Here is a 20,189-nt window from a genome sequence, read left to right as displayed (position 1 = left end):
CATTGGCGGGACTACCTTTAATAGCAACAGTAGTTAGCGCTTCAAATCAACATTAAAAGAATAAAATATTAAGATATCATGCATCGTCGATCTTTTGTTAAAACATCAGCTTTAGTAGGTTCTGGTTTACTTTTAGGCCATGAGGGTTTCGCCAGTTTAGCAGCTGAAGAAGTTGTTAATGTGGCCATGATCGGTTGTGGAGATCGTGGCAAAGGTGTTTTGTCGGTCATTAAGTCTATGTCTGCAAAATATAAAATTAAAGCCTATTGCGATCTTCTCGATTTTAGGCTAAAGGAAACTGAAAAATATGTTCCTGCTGAAGCAAGGGCGATAAAAGATTATCGCAAAGTTTTAGATGATAAAACAATCGATGCAGTTTTTATTGCCACACCTTTAAGCGAACATTTTAGAATTGCAAAAGATGCAATGCTGGCCGGCAAGCATGTGTATGTGGAAAAAACCATGACTTATAACATTGCCCAGGCACTCGAACTTAAGAAACTGGTTAAAAAACATCCTAATCAGGTTTTTCAGGTGGGTTATCAGTACCGTTATTCGCCATTATATTTCAAGGTAAAAGAGATGATTCAGAGTGGTTATTTGGGTAAGGTTAGCCAGATTGATTGCCGTTGGGACCGTAATGGGAATTGGCGCAGGGCTGTTCCGGATCCGGCTTTAGAACGAAAAATCAATTGGAGAATGTATAAGGAGTATTCCGGTGGTTTGGCTGCTGAGCTGCTTTCTCACCAGATCGATTTTATTAACTGGGCTTTCGAAACCCAGCCTGATGAAATTATGGGCTCGGGAGGGATAGATGTTTTTAAAGATGGCCGCGAAACTTATGATAACATTCAGGCCATACTGAGGTATGATGAGAAAGGTATGATTGGCAACTTTGGGGCCACTTGTGGCAACGCGCATGATGGTTACCTGTTTAAAATAAAAGGTACGAACGGTTCGGTTTCTCTGCTGACCAATACCGGCTTATTTTACCCTGAAGCGCGCACCAAAAAAAAATTGGGTATTGTTGATGGCGTAACAGGTGCAACCAAAATTGTCGTTAATAAAGACGGCGGAATCCCGATTTTGGATAAGCCCACCATAGATGGTACAAACTATGCGCTTGATGAATTTTATAAGTCGATCACTTCAAAAACAGAACCGGCATCAAACATCAATACCGGAACTCAGGCAGCTATATGTGTGGCCATGTGCAACGAAGCGATTTACAGTGGTAATAAGCAGGTTTGGAAGAAAGAATATAGCCTATAAATCAGGTCATTCTCAGCGGACTGAAGAATCTTTTATATTGGCTGCTGCCGCACCGACGAGCGTCAACTATTATTCCATGCTCATTGAATGAAGCAGATTAAATATCGAACCGATAGATGGAAATGGTCTGTGAGCTGCAGACCAAGTGATTAGATTAACTCAGGGTGATCTACCATTCCAACTTTAAAAAGGCTACTCCCTGTCTCGCCAATTCCATCTCAAATGGACCGTTGCCTGTATTGAATTTGGTGGGTTTACCCATCATTTTAAGTTGACCGGATTTTTCCAATGTTGCAATCTGTTTTGCATCCGGATTTTGTGGCGAACCCATTTTTTTCCATTCGGTATAAGCATTGCTATTATCAGTATCGATAAGATATTGGGTGATGTTTACTGTTTTTGCAGGCAGTTGATTTAACGAGATGGAAACAGTTTCTTTCGTTCCAGTTTTATCTTCGTCGTGGTAATTCCAAATGATAACAGCAGCTGTTCTATCTGCTTTGGTGGCTAAAGCCCCAATATCCGTCTGCGTTTTTCTGATACTCGAATCGAGGATGGAATTTAAATTGTACATCCGATTGCTTATGGTCTCTACACGGTTTCCTTTCATCTGGCCAAACATCCTGAACACATTTAATACAGGTTTATCTACGCCGTTGGTTGCTAGATCCCGAAAGCCCGCAAACCAAGGCTGGTTTTCAAATTCGAACGACCAGGTAACAGCGCCCAATAGGTTAATGTTATATTTGTCTGTAAGTTCATAAAGCCTGGCAAAAGAAGCTGCAGTATAACTCGAATACATGGTGCCATTGCGATAGGCATTTTCTGGATTGGTACTCATACCACAGGCGGCACAGCCTTCGGGATCAGATTCGCCAATAATAACAGGTATATTTTTAAGTTGAGGATATTTACGGATGATCTTGTAATTGGCATCGATATTACGGAGCTGCGCCCTTACATTCATTACAACAGTTCCATCAACTACGCGGGGTGATCCTTTAGCATGAAACAATACAGCATCTAAAGGTGAACCGATTTTACCGGTTACGTAATTGGTATCGGTTAAGCAATGTTTGATAAAAGCATCTAAAAACCTGGTGCCACCACCGGTTACATTGGCACCGCCAATTTTTGCAGTGGGTAAAGCCCTTTTCAGCCCATCGGCAGCGTAATCATAAAGTTTAAAGAATTCAGCCTGTGTACCTTTCCAATAGGCGCCATCGGGTTCATTCCATACTTCCCAATACCAGCTTTCTACCTCTGCCTTGCCGTAACGTTCTACACAATGTTTAACCCATTCATATACCAGGTTGCCCCATTTTTTATAATCTTTTGGGGGGTAGGCCCAACCTGTTAAAATTTCGTCGTAACGTGCGCCAGGTTTCCATTTATGCTGGTAAGGAAAAGGCTTGATCGACAATGCCTCTGGCATAAAACCGATCTGCGCCAAAGGTTTCATACCTCTTTTTACGTAAGTATCGAAAATCTGATCGACAATTTTCCAGTTATAAACCGGATTACCTTTCAAATCTTCGGTGTAAGCATTGGTAGATCCCCATTTTAAAGCAGGGGTTCCATCTCCGGATGTGAGCAGATTATGGGTACGTACATACACCGGAACCGTGCTTAATTTCGAGATTTCGGTGAGCAACTTTCGTCCGTCTTTCATATAGGTATAATTTGGTTCATCGTAACCAAACCAGGCCCATATGGGTTGCATAGGTGCTATGTTCTTATCGAAATTAACCTGAATATTAGCTTTTGACTGAGCGTTTGCGGTATAGGTGAAAACGGCTAAACCGATGAAAAAGCAAGCTTTTTTTAAGAGGTACATGTGGTATTTATGACGTTTGTTTGAGACTGTAACTTCCAGGTTTAAAGTAAATAAAAAAAATGATATTCATCAGGCTGCCCGCTAACAAATTCAAATATTCGATAATCGTTCTTCCAAAATCTCTCCGTTAATTTCAATATGCTTTTTGGACTTTTAATGGAAAAAAGTCTCTGACTTGTTTTTATCAGTTGAGTTTGGGACTTAATCTTATCACTAAATCCGTAGAGACGCTGCGCTTAACTCTACTGACAGTTCCTGTAAAAGTAGTCATGGCTCAGTTCAAAAGCCTAAATTAAAAAAAAAGGACAGACCATCCGGTACTGTCCTTTTACATCATTAACTAAAATTAAATTCAACACTTTTATTTCTATCTGTTTAGTGGAAAGCGTTTAAACCACTGAGTAAGAATTTTTTATAATTTTCTATCTCATAATCAGCACCTTGCGGCGGTGCCAATAGTGCTTCTGTTTTTGGATCGAGCAGTACATAAAACGGCTGTGAATTGGATTGGAATTTCCTGGCTTGCAAGTCGCTCCATTTTTTACCGATGGTGGTAAGTTTTTTACCTTCGGGTGTAACTGCTACATCAGCAGGAGCCAACTCCGTTTTATCATCTACGTACAACTGGATCAATACATAATCATTGCTTAGCATTTTGTACACATCCTTGTCCGGCCAAACGTTGGCTTCCATTTTTCTGCAGTTTACACAGGCATGGCCGGTAAAATCGATCATTACAGGTTTGTTCAGCTTTTTTGCTGCGGCCATACCTTCATCATAATCGAAATAAACATTCAGCTTTAAAGGTGCATGGAATTTATCTGCATATTTATGCGGACCATCATTTGTTGCAGTTTGTTTTCCGCCTAGTAAACTGGCGGTATACAGATCAAAATCCTGGGTTTCCTGCGGTGGAAGAAAAGCAGAAATGCTCTTTAACGGCGCGCCCCACATGCCCGGGATCAGGTAAATGGTAAAAGCCAATACTATGGTAGCCAGAAAAAGCCTCGGTACGGAGATAAATGCCAATGGGCTATCATGCGAAAACCTTAGCTTACCCAGAAGATAGATGCCCATCATCCCAAAAATAACGATCCAAAGGCTTAAAAATATTTCGCGGTCAAACCATTCCCAATGGTAGGCCAGGTCTACATTACTTAGAAATTTTAAAGCAAATGCAAGTTCAAGAAAGCCAAGCACAACTTTAACACTGTTTAACCAACCACCAGATTTTGGCAGCTTGTTCATTGCAGACGGAAATAAGGCGAACAGGGCAAAAGGGATGGCCAGGGCTAAGGAAAAGCCAAACATGCCTACGGCCGGGCCTAATAAGGCGCCGGTTGTTGCGGCCTGTACCAATAAAGTGCCAATAATTGGACCAGTACACGAGAATGATACCAGGGCCAGCGTTCCGGCCATAAAAAATAAGCCTGCTACGCCTCCTTTATCAGAATTGGCATCCATTTTATTTACCCATGAAGAGGGTAGGGTAATTTCGAATGCACCTAAAAACGAAGCTGCGAAAGCAACAAGCAATAAGAAGAAAAAGAAGTTGAATATCCCATTGGTAGATAAACTGTTTAAGGCATCTGCACCAAAAATTACGGTAACCAAAAGGCCCAGTACCACATAAATGAGAATAATAAAAAAGCCGTATAACGCCGCGCGTTGAAAGGCCTTTCCTTTTTCTGAACCTTTAGTGAAAAAACTTACCGTAAGCGGCAGCATAGGGAAAATGCAAGGCATCAACAGGGCAGCTAAACCGCCAACAAAGCCCGCAATAAAAATACCCCATAACGTTTTGTGTTCTTCTTTCGATGGTGCAACAGTTTGATCAGCCTTGTTTGGCGCCGCTGGTGCTGTTTTAACAACTGTATCAGTTGCTTTGATGATACTGTCAGTCGTCTCAGGTTTAATCTCTGTAAAGGTAAGATCATCGGTACCGGAGCTGTCTTGTGCATATCCGTTTAAGGATATGGCACCACAGAACAGCAATCCAAGACAGATTTTTTTTAAGGATGTCATATGCTTGTTTTCGCTTATTTTACAGGAATACTAAAGTCAACCTGTTCTGGCGGCAAACATTGTTTATCGTCGCATACCATAAATTCTACATTACCTTTAATGGTTGCCGTTTTACCTTTCAGCTTTACTTTTTGTTGAAAAACGACAGATTTTTCGAAGTAGCTCACCTCCATTTTAAAAGTAGGTTCGAACTTGGTTATTGCTTTTGGCTCGATCGTTTTGCCAATCAATGTGTAAGCAGCAGCTGTTGGAAAGGTAAAGGTTGTTTTAACAGGACCACCATCTTTAACAAATTGCGAGTAGAGGTGCCAGCCCTGGTCTATAGTAGCTTTAATAAAAACAGTAGCGGTATTTGGGCCGGTTTTTTTTGCAGCGTAACTCCAGGTTACGGGTTTTAAGATCTGGCTATATGCGCCAAGGTTAATCAGGCATACGGCACATAACAAAAAGGTGATTTTTTTCATGTTGTGGTTATTAAATTATTGGTTATGGTGGTTTTGTAATCTGCTAAAGGCCTGGTAATCCAGAAAATCTACTTCAGGGGTAATGTATCCAGCCTTAACAGGTTCCTGCTTCATTAAATCGGTACTTAAATATTTTTTGTTGCTATCAGAAAAAATGGTGACTACACAACTGTCAGTTCCCATTTTTTGCTGTTGTTTGATGGCACCTATCACATTGGCTCCTGATGATATACCTACAGCTAAACCAAGTTTTTCTGCCAGTTTTTGCGCCATGAGTATGGCATCGCCATCGTTTACTTGCACCACTTCGTCCAGTTCATTCAGTTTAACAATTTCAGGAATAAACTCATCAGAAATGCCCTGGATTCTATGGCTGCCTACTTTATAACCTGTAGTTAAAGTTGGAGATTCTGCAGGCTCAAGGGGATGTATTTTAATATCAGCATTTTGCTTTCTTAAAAAATTGCCGACCCCCATAATGGTTCCTCCGGTGCCTACGCCGGCAACAAAAGCATCGGGCGATATGTTTTTTAATTGCAGTTGCCCCCAGATTTCCTTCCCAGTGGTCTGTTCGTGTGCTTCCGGATTGGCAATATTTTCAAACTGTTTTGGTAAAAAGATATTTGGGTCTTTTGTGGCCATTTCTTCTGCAAGTTTAATGCTACCGATAAATCCGCCTTCTTCTTTGCTCACCAAAATAATTTCAGCACCTAAACTTTTAATAATATCCATGCGCTCTTTGCTCAGCCAATTGGGCATAATGATGGTTACCGGGTGGCCTAAAGCTTTACCTATTGCTGAAAATGCAATTCCGGTATTACCGCTCGTCGCCTCCACTATCCGGTCGCCGGCTTTAATTTTACCTTCAGCATAAGCTTTTTTGAGGGTATAAAGCGCCATCCTGTCTTTGATACTGCCGGTTAGGTTATAGTGTTCACATTTAACGTAAATTTTGCCCAAACTTCCACGATACGTATAAGTAAGCTCCAGCATTGGGGTGTTACCAACCAGAAGTGATAAATGTTCAAATTTTCCCATATTGGAAATTGTTAATTCATTAGCGGTTAATGCTTTCATGGAGATTTTTTAAATCAATTAAAGTAAATTTTTAACTAATTAAATTTCGGTAAAACTCTGTATTATTCTGATTTGGATCAATACAAGTCGATTTTTTCGGAAATTTTTTGATATTTTTGTCTTTATTTGATTTTTATTTCAGTTTAGGCTATTTTTTTAAAGGTCTGTTATATTTTTTTTCATTCATCAGCGTATATGGTACATGGCGATTTAGATCAGGTTGACATCGAAATATTAAAATTGTTGCAGCATGATGCCGCCTTAACCCATAAAGAAATCTCTTTGAAGCTGCATAAATCGATAGCAACCATACACGAACGTATAAGGAGATTAAAGGAGCAGGGTTATATTAAAAGAGTGGTGGCGATTCTTGACCGGAAAAAGATCAATAGAAACCTGATTGCTTTCTCTCACGTACTGCTGAAAGAACATACTGCCAAAACCCTGATCGAATTTGAAACCGAGGTGTCTAAGTTTGGAGAAGTAATGGAATGCCTGCAGATGACGGGGGCGCATGACTTTATTCTCCGTATTGCCACTAAAGATATGGATGCCTATCACGAATTTTTACGGAATAAACTGGCTACACTGCCTAATATTACGACTGTTCAGAGCTACTTTGTACTTTCCGAACCAAAAAGTGAAACTGCTTATCCGCTGTAGAGAGGTAATGGTTCATTAGCCATTGGTATATTGGTCAATAGTTTACCGGCATTTGTTTTCTCCATAAAGCTTGCGTCATTTCGAGCGGAGTGCAACGCAGTCGAGAAATCTATCAGGATAGATTTCTCTGCCGGGTGTTCGAGACTGCGCTTTAGTCGTTGGTATGACGACACTTTCTATGGGAGGCTATCAATAATAATCGGGTGTAAAGAAGCCTAAAATCTTAATAAGTAGATTTCTCCCCGCCCGCCGCATAGGTGGGCATTTCGCCGCCGAGGAAAAACGGGATGGCTCCAGTTGAAAGGACTTTTTATTAGCAGGCTAACTGTTGAATCTTTTCAAATTTAAAGCTGTTGCGCCAATCATAACCATGGTGAGCAATGATACCGAAAGCATATTAATCCATACATGCGGAATCTGTTGACGGTTATATTTTTCCAGTTTATAATCTTTAATATCGGTATCGTTAACATCTCGATTAAGGAAGATTGCCGGATAAAAATGCAAGCGGATCTGCTCGTGGTATTTTCTGACCGCCTGTTGAAATTCAAGATGTGTAGCAAGGTCTGATCCTGCCATTTTGTTTAATCCGAGCTGCGTTTGTATAGTAGGCAGGAAAAAGGCAAAAATATCTGTAAAATCCTGCCTGCTGGCTAATTTCTTTTCGATGGCCAGCCTGCTTGCAAATGCCTGGTCATCACCCATTTGCTGCATGGCATAATACCAATACCAGCTAAAGGTTTTCTTTTCAGGAAACGGATATTTCTTCAATTGGGGATAATGTTTAAAAAAGGGTTTCATGGTTACGTCTTTAGCCATATCCCACTTTTCATGATAGCCTTCGCGTTGGTTAATTACATTTTGCAAGGCCTCAGGTACCGGGTATTTTCGCGTTAAAAAAAGATTAAATGATGCCGGAATAACGATGCAGAGCAGTACCCACACGGCTATCAGCGCTGAGGCATTAAAATTTGAAGACTTACCTAAAGAGATGAAGAAAAAGGAAACAGCAAACCAAAAGCTCAGGTAGAGTAAAATAAGTACGGTAACCGAAAGGAAGGTTACGTCTTGCGGCAATGCCAGGTAAAACATCGCTGCCAATAACAGCAATAGTGCAACGCTAAAAATCACTGCAACCCTAACTAAAAATTTTTGCCAGATAACCTGGAAAGATTGGTTGGTTTGCGCCCTTAAAAGCGACCATATCCCACTTTCTTTTTGTTCTGAAAGGAGGTTGTAGGTGAAGGCAGTAATAACCAACGGAAACAAAAAGATAAATACGAAACTAAGATCCATGTTGCCTAGCAGCAGGCTGACCGGATTATTAATATCGGTGTCATAAAGCTGGCCTTCAAGGCCCAACATGGTTACCGAAATTAAGTAGGGGTTTATATCGCGCTGTCCGTTGGCAAAGGCCGCCCAATTATCAGGTGCGTTGGCCAGTGTAAACTTATTATGGAAAAATAACAGGCCAATATCATCGCCGAAATGCTCGATATTTTTAAGGGTATTTTTCTTTTGCAATATGGCCGCTTTTTCAATTACAGCTTCTTGCCTGGCAATGAAAGTTTTGCCGAAATACAGGCCGGCAAAACCTGTTATAAGAAGCACAAAGATGCCAATCCAGGAAGAACTGCTCCTAAAAAACAATTTAAATTCGAGCTGATATCTATTTTTTTTCATGCGTATTGCTATATCGTTTTAAGCCATTTGGTTGAATATTGGAGCAAAATAACCGTAACCAATAACCAAAAGGTTAAGGCACTCAGCGCTAGTAGCTCATCTGACAGAACAGTATCTAATGTTTTAAAATGATAATTAAAATCGGGTTGTTCTGCCCAGTTGGACTTACTAATGGCTAGCGGTTTCTCTTCATCCCCAGGTTTAATGTTGCTGATTTTCTCAATCTGTAGCTTATTCATCTTTTGAGCGAGCTGATAGCGGTAAGCTTCTGCCTGATGCTGAAAATCGACGTAGGTGTTAAAATCAGATGCGGTTAAAGCCATCGAAATATTTTTCAATGATAAATAAGGGTTTAAGAAACCCGTGATTGTAGTCATGCTGTTCTGTTTTTTGAAAATTTTGTTCAGTTCATTCTGGTGGCTACTGTAAATTTTTGAAGTAATCTTTTCACCTTCAGCCATAATATAGCCACCGTAGTTAAAAGGAAGTTTTTTAACATCATCTACGGCATAAGCTTTCAGTAGCGAATCCTTAATGGCCGCGTAATGTGGGTCGTTAGGATCATGGCTATCACCCTGCTGATGAACTTCTGTCGCAATGGCATCGGCAAATTCTATTTTAGACGGCGAAGGATGGATCTTTACCCCAACCGCCTGGGTAATGCGTGGCATAATCACCATAAAAAATATCCAGAAGGCCAATAAGGTAATCAAAGCGGATTTAGAACTGCGGGCAAAGGCAGAAACCAAAACCGTAACGGCCGACATGATGAAAAAATAGATGGCATAAGTTAAAACCAGGAGTAACAGACGTAAGGCTGAATCCATACTGATTTGCCAATGACTTAATGATGCCCATAACAAGATGGTGAGCAGGATAAGCGGAATAAATATAGAGAGACACACGCCGATAATTCCCATAGTTTTCCCCCAAAGAAGCTGTCTCCAGCTAACGTCCTGGCACAACAGGATTTTTAAGGTACCCGATTCACGTTCGGCCGATATACTGTTATAACCTAAAAAGAAAATGAGTAAAGGCACCAACAATTGTAACACCATGGCTACACTGATTTCGCCAAAGCTTAACATACCGTTTGTAAAACCTGCTTCGCTAAAATTAACGGTATTCTGTTTGTGTGCCTCTAAAAAAATAGATACCCCCGCAAAACTTTCTATGCCAAAATCGAAGAAACTGAGTTCATGTTTTTCACGAAAGGCGAGGTAGCCATAGTGCGCCATCCGGTGTGGGTGTTTATCTGGTTTGGCTAACCATTGCGCCCTTACCATCGCTTTATAATGGAGCCGTTGATTATTTTGCATTTTAAAGTTTTGCCAGCCAACATAAGTAGCCAAACAGAGTGATAAGCCCAATAAAAGTGTTAAGGCTAATGTTGCTTTATTGTTAAATGCGGCTTTAAATGTTTGTTTTGCGATAGTGCTTATTCTACCCGACATTATATTCTATAGGTTACGTTAAACATTACATTTCTTGGCGTGCCAGGGAAAAGACGCAGGTAGTTTTGCGCACCTACCCAATAGGTTTTATTTAAGATGTTATTTACATTTAAGGCCAACTGCACCTTTGAGCCGGCCGGCGAATAATAAGCTGCGGCATCAACAAGGGTATAGGCTGGTAGTGTAAAATCCCTGATGTATAATGGAAGTTTAGTGCCGCTGTATTGTAAACCTGCACCAAAACCAAGGCCCTTCAATTTTTGAGTTTCAAAATTATAACGTGTCCACAAACTGGCACTGTGCTTTGGCGTGTTCTGCACCCGTTGACCAATCAAAGCCGGGTTGAAATCATCCATAATAATAGCATCTACATAACTATAGCCCGCATTAAACTGCCAGTTTCTGCTGATGAAACCTGAAGCTTCAAACTCAAATCCGCGGCTGCGCTGTGCGCCACGTTCAATTAAACGGTTCACATCCAGCGGGTCGTTTGCATTCATCAACAGGTTTTTCTGGTTAATTTCAAAAACCGAAACGTTAACCATTAAACTTTTATTCAACCATTCTGATTTTGCGCCGATTTCTTTTAAGTCGCTGGTTAAGGGTTTAAAGTTTGTGCCTGCAGGTGGCGGTACAATAACCAGTGAAGTGGTATTGCCCTGTGGTTGGTAACCCTGTAAATAAGTTCCATAAAGGTTAATGTTATCGGTCACCGCATAGGTTAGCCCAACTCTCGGTAAAAGCTTCTGCTGATCGATCTTCTTTTCTGTTGCCAGTTTGTAATTGCTGTAATCCTGGTACCATTCCTGTCTCAGGCCCAGGGTTAACGTGAGTCTACGGTATCTGATCTGGTCCTGAAAATAAACCGCATTAACTAAATTATAGGCCGGGGGTATTTCAGTTTTGGTAAAAATATAATCGCTTAAATTTTTGATCGTATAACTCGGGTTGGCAAGGTTGAAATGCTCAACATTAGGTACAGGTGCATTCACCCCATTTACCATTTTAAATAAATAGAGGTCTTTTTTTGCCGGGTCATACCTGCTGGCAATGGTACCATCTTTTAGGCGGTAACCCTGTGCCGCATTTTCGCCGCCGCCACGTAGTTTCTGGGTATTGATCCGGTCGTAGCCGATTACCATTTTATGGTTTAAGTGAAATGTATTGGCGTTTATACTGAAATATGTACTTAAATTATCGGTACTCCACTTTTGCTGGCGCTGAACTGCCCGCATAGCAGCAAGGGTGGGGATCGGTTGATTGTTTTCATCAACACCAAAAGCATTGGTGGTACGATGTTCCAAAAGATCTTCATTCCAGTTTTGCTTCATATAAGCCACATTAAATACTATATCCTGGTTAAAGCGATGAGAAAAATTGGTCATCAACATTAAATCCTGAGTGTTAAAACGGTCGTTGCTGGCACCCATATTAAAACTGATGGGGGTGCTTTTTAAATCGGTTTGCCCGGCAATGGCGCCAAAAATAGCCTGGCCACGGTCCAATCTCGAATTGCTGTTGTTCAGCACAGCCTCTACGTTTAAACTGGTACGCTCATTCGGGATGTACGAGAACGAAGGGGCGATTATATAACCCTTTCTGTACTGGAGGTCCCTGAAACTTTTGCTGTCTTCATATCCAAGATTCAGCCGGTAAAGCAAGGTTTTTTCCGCATTTAAGGGGCCTGTAAAATCTAATGCGCCACGTATCGTACTAAAACTTCCGGCCGAAATGCTGATCTCCCTGCGGTCTTCTGCCAGCGGCTTTTTTGTCACCAGGTTAATACTTCCACCCGGGTCTACACTCGAAAAAGTAGCACTTGCCGGACCTTTTATCACCTCAATCCGTTCCAGGTTGTTGGTTAATGGTTGGTTAAAATAAAATTGGCGGGTACGCATGCCGTTAATGATGGCACCTTCTTCATTTTGGTTGATCCCCCTGATGGAGAATTGGTTGTAATAACTGCTTTGCGATACACTGGTTACGTTTTTGATGGCATCAGCTAGTACAGCAGCCTGCCTGTCGGCAATTAATTCTTTCGAAACCGAAGAAATAGCCTGTGGAATGTCTTTGTTTAAAGTGGCCGTTTTTGTGGCTGAAAAGGAATAATTACCGTAATATTTCTTGCCATTGGTGCCTATAACTTCAACGGTTTGTAGTTCTTCATTTAAAGTTTGCAATACAATGGCATCAAGATTTAAATTGCCTGTCTGGTTTATAGGATATATGCGGCTAAAACTGCTATAACCAATGGCACTAACCGTAACCGCATAACTAGCTGTTTTAGGTAAAATAAGCGAGAAATTCCCTAAAGAATCGCTCATTGTATTTAATTGATCTTTGCCATTTTTAAATTTAATGGTGGCTTTGTAAATGTTTTGACGTTCTGTATTAATTACTTTACCGCTTACTTTGATCTGGGCAATGGCTTGAATGCTTACCAGATTGAGCAGGAAGAGTAAAAAAAATGTAGCGACACCATAAAGTGCCTTATGTTTTGGGTGCATGAAATGGATTTGATTTATTTATATGGTTTGTAAGTATAGTTCCTGCAGGTCGGTTGCGTTAATTTCGCTTGCTTTAAGGGTATGGATTAATTCGCCCTGTTTCATAATACCGATGTGCGAGCCTACATTTACGGCATTAAAAATATCATGCGTAGCCATTAAAATAGATTTACCTTCTGCAGCCAATTGTTTAACCAATAGGGTAAATTCGGCGGTGGCTTTTGGATCTAAGCCACTTGTTGGTTCATCCATTAAAATAATTTTCGCGTTTTTAGCCAGGGCAATCGCAATACCGACTTTCTGGCGCATCCCCTTGCTGAAACCGGACAGGTGTTTATGATGAGCCGATTCTTGTAAACCACATTGATTTAGAAAATTGGTCAAACTCCTGGTTTCATAATTAAAACCTGCAAGTTTTGAAAAGTAATCAAGGTTCTCTATGGCCGAAAGGTTACCGTAAAGCATCACCACTTCAGGAATGTAGGCAAGGTGTTTGCGGCGCTCGTGATCATGCGCATCCAGCGCTTTGCCATCGATTAAAATTTTACCCGCGCTTGGTTCAATAAAACCAAGAAATAAATTAATAGTGGTCGTTTTTCCGGCACCATTTTGGCCCAAAAGGCAAAAAACCTCGCCGGCCTTAACGGTTAAATTAAGTTGGTTCAGAGCCTTGTAAGCTCCATAATTTTTAGATAATGAAATAGCTTGAAGCATAAAATATATAGGAAATATAGGCGCATGCCGAATACAGCTGCACATTAAACAAAATAAATTTGTCGGATAAATAAAGTAAACCTGATTTTGAGGTTAGGCCATTAAACTTGGCGGCCCTTTATTGCTAAAAGATAGAATGTAAACAACAGGTTGCTTTATGAGGAAAACACTGGGTCTAACACCTGGTTTATTTATAGGTAAAAGAAATGCCAGCGGTAAAGGGCGATCGAAAAAGTGCGATTGGTGTTTCAGTACTTCGCAGAGTTTACAGGTTAACTTTGCCGAAACAAGTTGCTCGTTGTATTTTGAATGCGATGTATTGTGCACGGTATGTTTCGCTGCGTGGTGGTGCAGACTTTCGACCAGTGTAGCATTAAGAAATAACCCTAATAACAAGATCGCCCATATGCGGGAAAAAATTTCGCGGCGATATTTATATTTCGAATGCTTCAATGCAACAAAGTTACATTTAAAAAATTAAAATCAAACCTTTTAATAGGATTGGTTGTAAGACTGATGTTTCAGTACTTGTAATCAGTATGCTAAATGGAACTATGGCGGTAGCGTTAAAATAAAAATGGTTCATGCAGACACGGCCCATGGCAGTGGTTACTTTAGCCCCGCCCTCTGCTTAATCCCGGTAGATTAGCTGGTAAATGAAATAAAGTTTAAACCGGGATAACGCTGTCGCTCGCCCCGCCAGCAAACTATCGTGTGGACACATCTTTTAGTTTGTTTTTTTAAACGCTTTGCTAGCTTGCTTTAATAGATTACAGGTTTTACCGAAGAACGCCGTCAATCCCAAGAGCCTGAGCTATCAAAAAAACAGTTGCAGGAAAGAACAAATAGCATTACCAAACCTTAAACGCAGTGGTTTTGTGTTCATAATACTAATTTAATTGTTAAAGAGAATTGAACACAAAACGAAGTGCCGCTGTTTTTTTGATGTGAGTGTGGTTGTGTGAAAGGCTCCTAGCTGGATTGACAAAGCGCTTTGGGTACTTTGGCGCTCCAAAGTACCATGCCCCCGCGGCATAGAGTGGGAAAACAATATTTTTGTTGAAAAATAATTTTTCTTAATCAACGGGATTAATAGTATGAAAGATGCTGACCACGAAGTAGCTACAAGGCAATCGAAAACCATATTTCTACTTGTAAAATAAATTCAGCATGACGATCGTCTTAGAACTAAGTGCTAAAGAACAAATAATGGCTAACAGAGATGTGTACACACGATAGGCCTGCAACGGGCAGGGGTTTAGTTAACAGAGGCCTTTCGATTTATCGAATCCTTGTATTTTTCTGATTTTTTAGGTGGTCTGTGGGGACACAGACCACGGCGATAAGGATACAGACCACGGTGGTGTGCTTCGGTTAGGCTAGTCCCGCCCTTTGCTTAATCCTGGAAATTTATCACTAAATACAATAATTCCTAAACCAGGATAACGTTGCCGGTCGGGTTTAGCTAATTCATGTTCATCTAATACCTGTTTTTTGTTCTGATCACTCAGGTAGCCTGTGGGGACATAGACCACTGCAATAAATAACGGCAATAAAATGAAAATGGTCCATGCGGACACAAACCACTGCTATGAAAATAGTGAAATCCTCCGTGTCAGTCCGTGTTTCCGTGGCAAAATATAAACAGCTTATGATCGGTGGTGTCAGATGTTACCATCTGACACGTAAACAGTTAATATCACTTAGAACTCAAAGCGAAAAAGATTCCGTGAAGCACCTTAATTATATCACCTGAGACTTCGCTTAACTTTAAGTTAACACCGGTATCTTTTCTTTGCTCCATATTGCCTGATAATTGCTTTTAAGATGATTAAACACATTGGTTTACTTATATTTTTTGTTGTCTTGATTTCCAATGCAAACGCCCGGGAAGATCGGTTTGAATCGATTATTGCACAGAATCAAAAAGATCCGACTACAGCCCTGGCTCAATTAAAGAGGATCTATGCTAAAGCTATTGACGATAATGATGAGTTATTAGAAGGCAAATGTTTGCAGCAAATGGGAAAGATTTGTTATACACAAGGCCATTTTAGTCAATCATTAGAGTTCTTTTTAAAAGCAGATAAGATATTTGGTAATGCCAATCAACCATTGTTATTGGCAGCCAATCTTAATGATGCCGGCGTGCTTTACTATTATATGAAACAGAAAGATAAGGCCATGAATAGCTATCGTAAAGCTATTGATCTCTATAAAAGATTGAATAATTTAACCGGACAGGTAACAGTATTGGGCAATATTGGGCAGTTGTACGAAAAAAGGCAGCTTTATGATAGTGCGTTTTATTATCAAAAACTGGCTTTAAAAATAACCGAAAACCTTAACAATAAAAGCGAAGCTGCAAAAATACACGAAAACTTCGGGAGCATATATGAAGATCTGGAGCGTTACGATTCCGCTTACGTACATTTTAAACAGTCACTGGATTTATATCAAAAAGACCGGAATAAGCTGGGAAGTATTGAGGTCATTAACAATTTAGGCGATATTTTGCGTAAAACCGGTCGGTATAAGGAAAGTATTGTGCAAACCGAAACGGCTCTAAAACTTGCCGAAAAAATGGGCAATATTTATCAGTTAAGTTCCTGCTGCAGAGATTTAGGAAAAGCCTATGAATTATTGAACAATATGGACAGCGCCTATCATTATGTAAAACTTGGTTATAAATATACAATTGATCTGTATTCGGTAGATGGCGCCAGGCAGGCCGCATTTTTGCAGGTACTTTACGATATCAATAAAAAATCGGATGAAATTATCCGATTAAAAAACGACCGGAAGGTAAACCGGATTATTGCTTTTTCTTCTGCCATTGTGGTGATATTATTGGTTGTTTTGGGTTTTGTGATTTTCAGCAGGCAACGTTTAAAGTTAAAAGATCAACAGATGCTGGCAAAGCAAAAGGCCATAGAACACGATATGACCAGCCTTGAACTCAAAAATCTTCAGCTCGAAGAACAAAATCTGAAACAATTACTGGAGGTAAAAAGCAGGGAGTTATCTACTCATACTTTAAATCTGATTAAGCATAACCAATTTCTGGAAAACCTCAGAAGTACCTTGCAGGCGATGGTGAAAGAGGATAAACGCGATCAGAAAAAGCAGATGAGCCAGATCCTAACCGAGATTAACCAGAGCTTTAACCACGAGAGCAACTGGAAGGAATTTACGGCGGCTTTTGAGCAGGTACACCATCAATTTCTGGAAAGCCTTAAAAAATATAGTCAGGAGCTTACCTCAGCAGATATGCGCCTAATCGCGTTGTTAAAAATGAATCTTGATTCGGGAGACATTGCCACCTTGCTCGGTATATCTACAGATAGCTTAAGGGTATCAAGATATAGGTTAAGGAAAAAGCTAAATCTGGCTCAAGGCAATAATTTATCCGCGTTTATCCAGGCCTTATAACCGTTACATCGATGGCTATCTATTGCCTGTTTTTAATGGTTTTTAGGGCTTAACAATTCGTTAATGTAACGATAATAAAAGCATAACGGCGCTTTTTAATGTGTTTAATTGTCTTATTTACAGTCGTTTGTTTCTTTTTGTTGCTTTTTGGTATATGCCTGTTGTAACGCTGTTGCCTTTATGTAACCCTTAACATTTTCTGATGTAATCTGGCGTGTACATCTTTGCCCTGTCGATAATAAAAAGACAAGACCAAACGCAATGAATAAACCATTACAAATTCTGTTTTTACTTCTTTTTTGTGCAGGCACAGTTCATGCCACAAAATTAAAGGGCCATGTTTACTATAAGCAAACCGGCGAGGCCATTGTAGGTGCAACAGTGGTTTTAGAAAATCCAAGGCGCATAACCAATACCGGATTAGACGGTACTTTCGAATTTAAGGATGTTAAAGTTGGTACGGCTAAAATCAGCATAAGCTATGTTACGTACAAAACCATCGAAAAAACATTCGTGATCCTGAAAGAAGATAACGATCACTTAAAGTTTTACATGGAAAGTGATTCGAAAATCCTTGACGATATTACCATTAAATCCAATACGGTTAGTTCTACTGATCAGGGGGCAAGACGCTTAGAAAAAAATGCGCCACAACTGATGAACATCGTATCAGGCAGGGCGATTGAAATTTCACCGGATCTGACAGTGGCGAATGTGATGCAACGTATTTCGGGTGTATCCATAGAGCGCAACAGCAACGGCGATGGACAGTACGCGATATTAAGGGGGATGGATAAACGCTATAACTATACATTAGTCAATGGTGTTAAAATCCCTAGTCCGGATAATAAATACCGTTATGTTCCGCTCGACCTTTTTCCTGCTGATTTACTCGATCGTTTAGAGGTGTACAAAACCCTTACCCCAAATTTAGAGGGCGATGCTATTGGCGGTGCGATTAATATGGTGATGAAAAATGCACCGGGTTTGTTGCAGGTAAATGCCAATGTTGCTACTGGTTATAGCCAGTTGTTTTTCGATCGTAAGTTTACCAGCTACAATGCTTCGGATATCAGTTATAAATCGCCTTATGAAATAAACGGCAGAACCTATAATGCTACACAGAACGATTTTACCAAAGGAACGCTTGATTATAAATATAAAAACCCTGCACCTAATCTAATCGGAAGTTTATCTTTAAGTAAACGCTTTTTGGATAACAAATTAGGCGTAGTGTTAGCAGGAAGTTATCAAAATACCTATCGCGGAAGCAATAGTACCTTCTATAATAATTCCGTTGTTGGTACAGATGCTTATGCCACCATTACCAGTAAAAGTTACCGTGAATTTTCGGAGCAGCAACAACGTACAGGTTTGCACGGGAAAGTTGATTATGTTTTTAACAAAAACCACCAGATCAGTTTTTACAATGTATATGTTAACCTGAAAAACCAGCAGGTTAGGGATGCCGTAACTACTACTTATAATAAAGATTATGATCCAACAGCAGGAAATGCACAGTTGGTTTTCGATACCCGTAGCCGTTTAACTGAGCAGCAGATTTACAATTCAACGCTGCATGGCGACCATCAGTTTTTTAATGATAAATTTACGGTGCAGTGGTCGGCTGTTTATTCTTCTGCCAAAAATGATATGCCTGAAAATACCAGTATCAGTTTAAATGGGTTGGAACAGAATTTCCAGCGCAAACGCACCAGCTTGGTGAATACCAACCCGGTTACCCGCAGGTGGGAGCGTAATACCGACGAGGATGTGGCAGGTTATCTGGATCTGACCTACCATGTTTTAGCAGGTAAGCATAAATTGGATGTTATGGCTGGAGGTTTATACCGCGATAAGCAAAGAAGCAGCTTCTTTAATAACTATAATATGGCCCAGGCCGCAGATCATGCAAATGATGTTTACGGTGTAAATTTCCAAAATTATACCGATCTGAACCTGGTGGTAAGCAATCCAACCGGTGCTGTAGCCAATTCCCTTACCTACGATGCCACGGAACAAACCACTTCCGGTTATGGAATGTTTAAATATAATTCAGCTAAATTAGAAGTAATTGGTGGTGCAAGAGTAGAGCATACCAATCAGGGTTATCACCTTCATTTTGCCGCAGGAGAATCTTTTCCAAAAGGAAACCAGGTTTACACCGATGTATTGCCGAGTTTAACCGCAAAATATTTCTTAACGGAAAAAGCACAGTTACATGCTTCTTATTATAAGGCGCTTAACCGCCCGGGTTTTTATGAAATTGTACCTGGAAAAGTGGTAAATGAAGAATTTCAGGAACGTGGTAATCCTAATTTGCAACGTGCTCTGGCTGATAACTTCGATTTAAGGTACGAGCTTTTTCCCGGCGCTTCCGAGCAATTATTGGTTGGTGCTTTCTATAAAAGGATAAAAAATCCAATTGAATATACTTTTCAAGCCGATGCCGTTCGCGGTCAGGATATTTATTACAGCCCGGGCAACTTTGGTACGGCCAATAACTACGGAGCTGAGGTAGATTACATCAAATATTTTAGTAAAATAGGGGTGAAGGCCAATTATACTTATACCCATTCGCGTATTAATACCACTAAAACCACCAGGGTAATCAATAACACTACCGGAGATACAGAGCCCGCAAATGTGAATCAGGAGCGTCCGCTTTATGGTCAGTCGGCACATATTGCTAACCTGTCTATATTGTTTAAAGACACTAAAAAAGGCTGGGATGCTCAGGTTGCAGGTGCCTATACGGGGCCACGGATCAACACGGTTTCGCAATTCTTAAACAACGATTTATGGCAGGAAGGATTTATCCAGGTAGATGCCGCTGCAGAGAAGCGTTTTAAAGGCGGAATAAGTGTTTTTGTAAAAGCCAATAACATTTTAAATACCCCGACAAAACTATTTATAAAAGGTACAAATCCCGCAAATAACGATATCAAGGAAGATTTGGTTAAAAACGGAAATACCTTGATCAGGAGCGATTATTACGGCCAGAATTATGTTGTTGGCTTTAGGTATAAGTTTAATTAATAGCATTTTAAGAAACAAAGAC

General features: G+C 40.3%; 12 protein-coding genes. 4 read left to right on the top strand and 8 right to left on the bottom strand.

Going from position 1 to position 20,189, the window contains the following annotated elements:
- The first annotated feature begins 78 nt into the window (after nt 1-78).
- Nucleotides 79-1,272 (top strand): Gfo/Idh/MocA family protein, encoded by a 1,194-nt coding sequence (locus BM107_RS16115; protein ID WP_090985176.1) that lies wholly within the window; start codon nt 79-81, stop codon nt 1,270-1,272.
- A gap of 169 nt (nt 1,273-1,441) precedes the next feature.
- On the opposite strand, the gene BM107_RS16110 is transcribed toward BM107_RS16115, so the two are convergent.
- From BM107_RS16110 to BM107_RS16095, 4 genes are all read right to left on the bottom strand, one after another.
- The gene (locus tag BM107_RS16110) at nt 1,442-3,109 is read right to left on the bottom strand and encodes a GH39 family glycosyl hydrolase (protein ID WP_090985174.1); all 1,668 of its coding nucleotides are present in this window, start codon (nt 3,107-3,109) and stop codon (nt 1,442-1,444) included.
- 375 nt (nt 3,110-3,484) lie between these two features.
- A complete protein-coding gene (locus BM107_RS16105; protein WP_090985172.1) occupies nt 3,485-5,134 on the bottom strand; it encodes a protein-disulfide reductase DsbD family protein in 1,650 nt (549 codons plus the stop codon).
- 14 nt (nt 5,135-5,148) lie between these two features.
- Nucleotides 5,149-5,598 (bottom strand): protein-disulfide reductase DsbD domain-containing protein, encoded by a 450-nt coding sequence (locus BM107_RS16100; RefSeq protein WP_090985170.1) that lies wholly within the window; start codon nt 5,596-5,598, stop codon nt 5,149-5,151.
- A 15-nt stretch (nt 5,599-5,613) separates the two neighbouring features.
- Nucleotides 5,614-6,675, bottom strand: a complete 1,062-nt coding sequence (locus BM107_RS16095) for a PLP-dependent cysteine synthase family protein (RefSeq protein ID WP_090985167.1) — start codon at nt 6,673-6,675, stop codon at nt 5,614-5,616.
- 195 nt (nt 6,676-6,870) lie between these two features.
- Between BM107_RS16095 and BM107_RS16090 the strand changes: the two genes are divergently transcribed.
- Nucleotides 6,871-7,338, top strand: a complete 468-nt coding sequence (locus BM107_RS16090) for an Lrp/AsnC family transcriptional regulator (RefSeq protein WP_090985165.1) — start codon at nt 6,871-6,873, stop codon at nt 7,336-7,338.
- Nucleotides 7,339-7,659: 321 nt separating this feature from the next.
- Here the strand turns inward: BM107_RS16090 and BM107_RS16085 are convergent, their stop codons facing one another.
- From BM107_RS16085 to BM107_RS16070, 4 genes are read right to left on the bottom strand one after another with little or no spacing between them, the layout of a single operon-like run.
- Entirely contained in the window at nt 7,660-9,021 is a 1,362-nt protein-coding gene (locus tag BM107_RS16085) for a DUF3526 domain-containing protein (RefSeq protein WP_090985163.1), read from the bottom strand.
- 8 nt (nt 9,022-9,029) lie between these two features.
- On the bottom strand, nt 9,030-10,475 hold the full coding sequence (locus BM107_RS16080) for an ABC transporter permease (RefSeq protein WP_090985161.1): 1,446 nt from the start codon (nt 10,473-10,475) through the stop codon (nt 9,030-9,032).
- Nucleotides 10,475-12,982 carry a TonB-dependent siderophore receptor gene (locus BM107_RS16075; protein ID WP_090985159.1) on the bottom strand — a complete coding sequence of 836 codons (2,508 nt, stop codon included), beginning with the start codon at nt 12,980-12,982 and terminating at the stop codon, nt 10,475-10,477. Before BM107_RS16075 ends, BM107_RS16080 begins: the two co-directional genes overlap by 1 nt.
- 18 nt (nt 12,983-13,000) lie before the next feature.
- Complete coding sequence (locus tag BM107_RS16070) at nt 13,001-13,696, bottom strand: ABC transporter ATP-binding protein (RefSeq protein WP_090985157.1); 696 nt, start codon at nt 13,694-13,696, stop codon at nt 13,001-13,003.
- 1,827 nt (nt 13,697-15,523) lie between these two features.
- Between BM107_RS16070 and BM107_RS16055 the strand changes: the two genes are divergently transcribed.
- Together BM107_RS16055 and BM107_RS16050 are read left to right on the top strand one after the other, a co-directional pair.
- Nucleotides 15,524-17,128 carry a tetratricopeptide repeat protein gene (locus BM107_RS16055; protein WP_090985151.1) on the top strand — a complete coding sequence of 535 codons (1,605 nt, stop codon included), beginning with the start codon at nt 15,524-15,526 and terminating at the stop codon, nt 17,126-17,128.
- Between the two features lie 261 nt (nt 17,129-17,389).
- Nucleotides 17,390-20,167 carry a TonB-dependent receptor gene (locus tag BM107_RS16050; protein ID WP_090985149.1) on the top strand — a complete coding sequence of 926 codons (2,778 nt, stop codon included), beginning with the start codon at nt 17,390-17,392 and terminating at the stop codon, nt 20,165-20,167.
- Nucleotides 20,168-20,189: the final 22 nt, after the last annotated feature.

The organism is Pedobacter suwonensis (genome assembly GCF_900111825.1).
Taxonomy (GTDB): domain Bacteria; phylum Bacteroidota; class Bacteroidia; order Sphingobacteriales; family Sphingobacteriaceae; genus Pedobacter; species Pedobacter suwonensis.
Note: the sequence above shows the minus strand (reverse complement) of the source record. Positions and strands in the feature narration are given on the sequence as shown.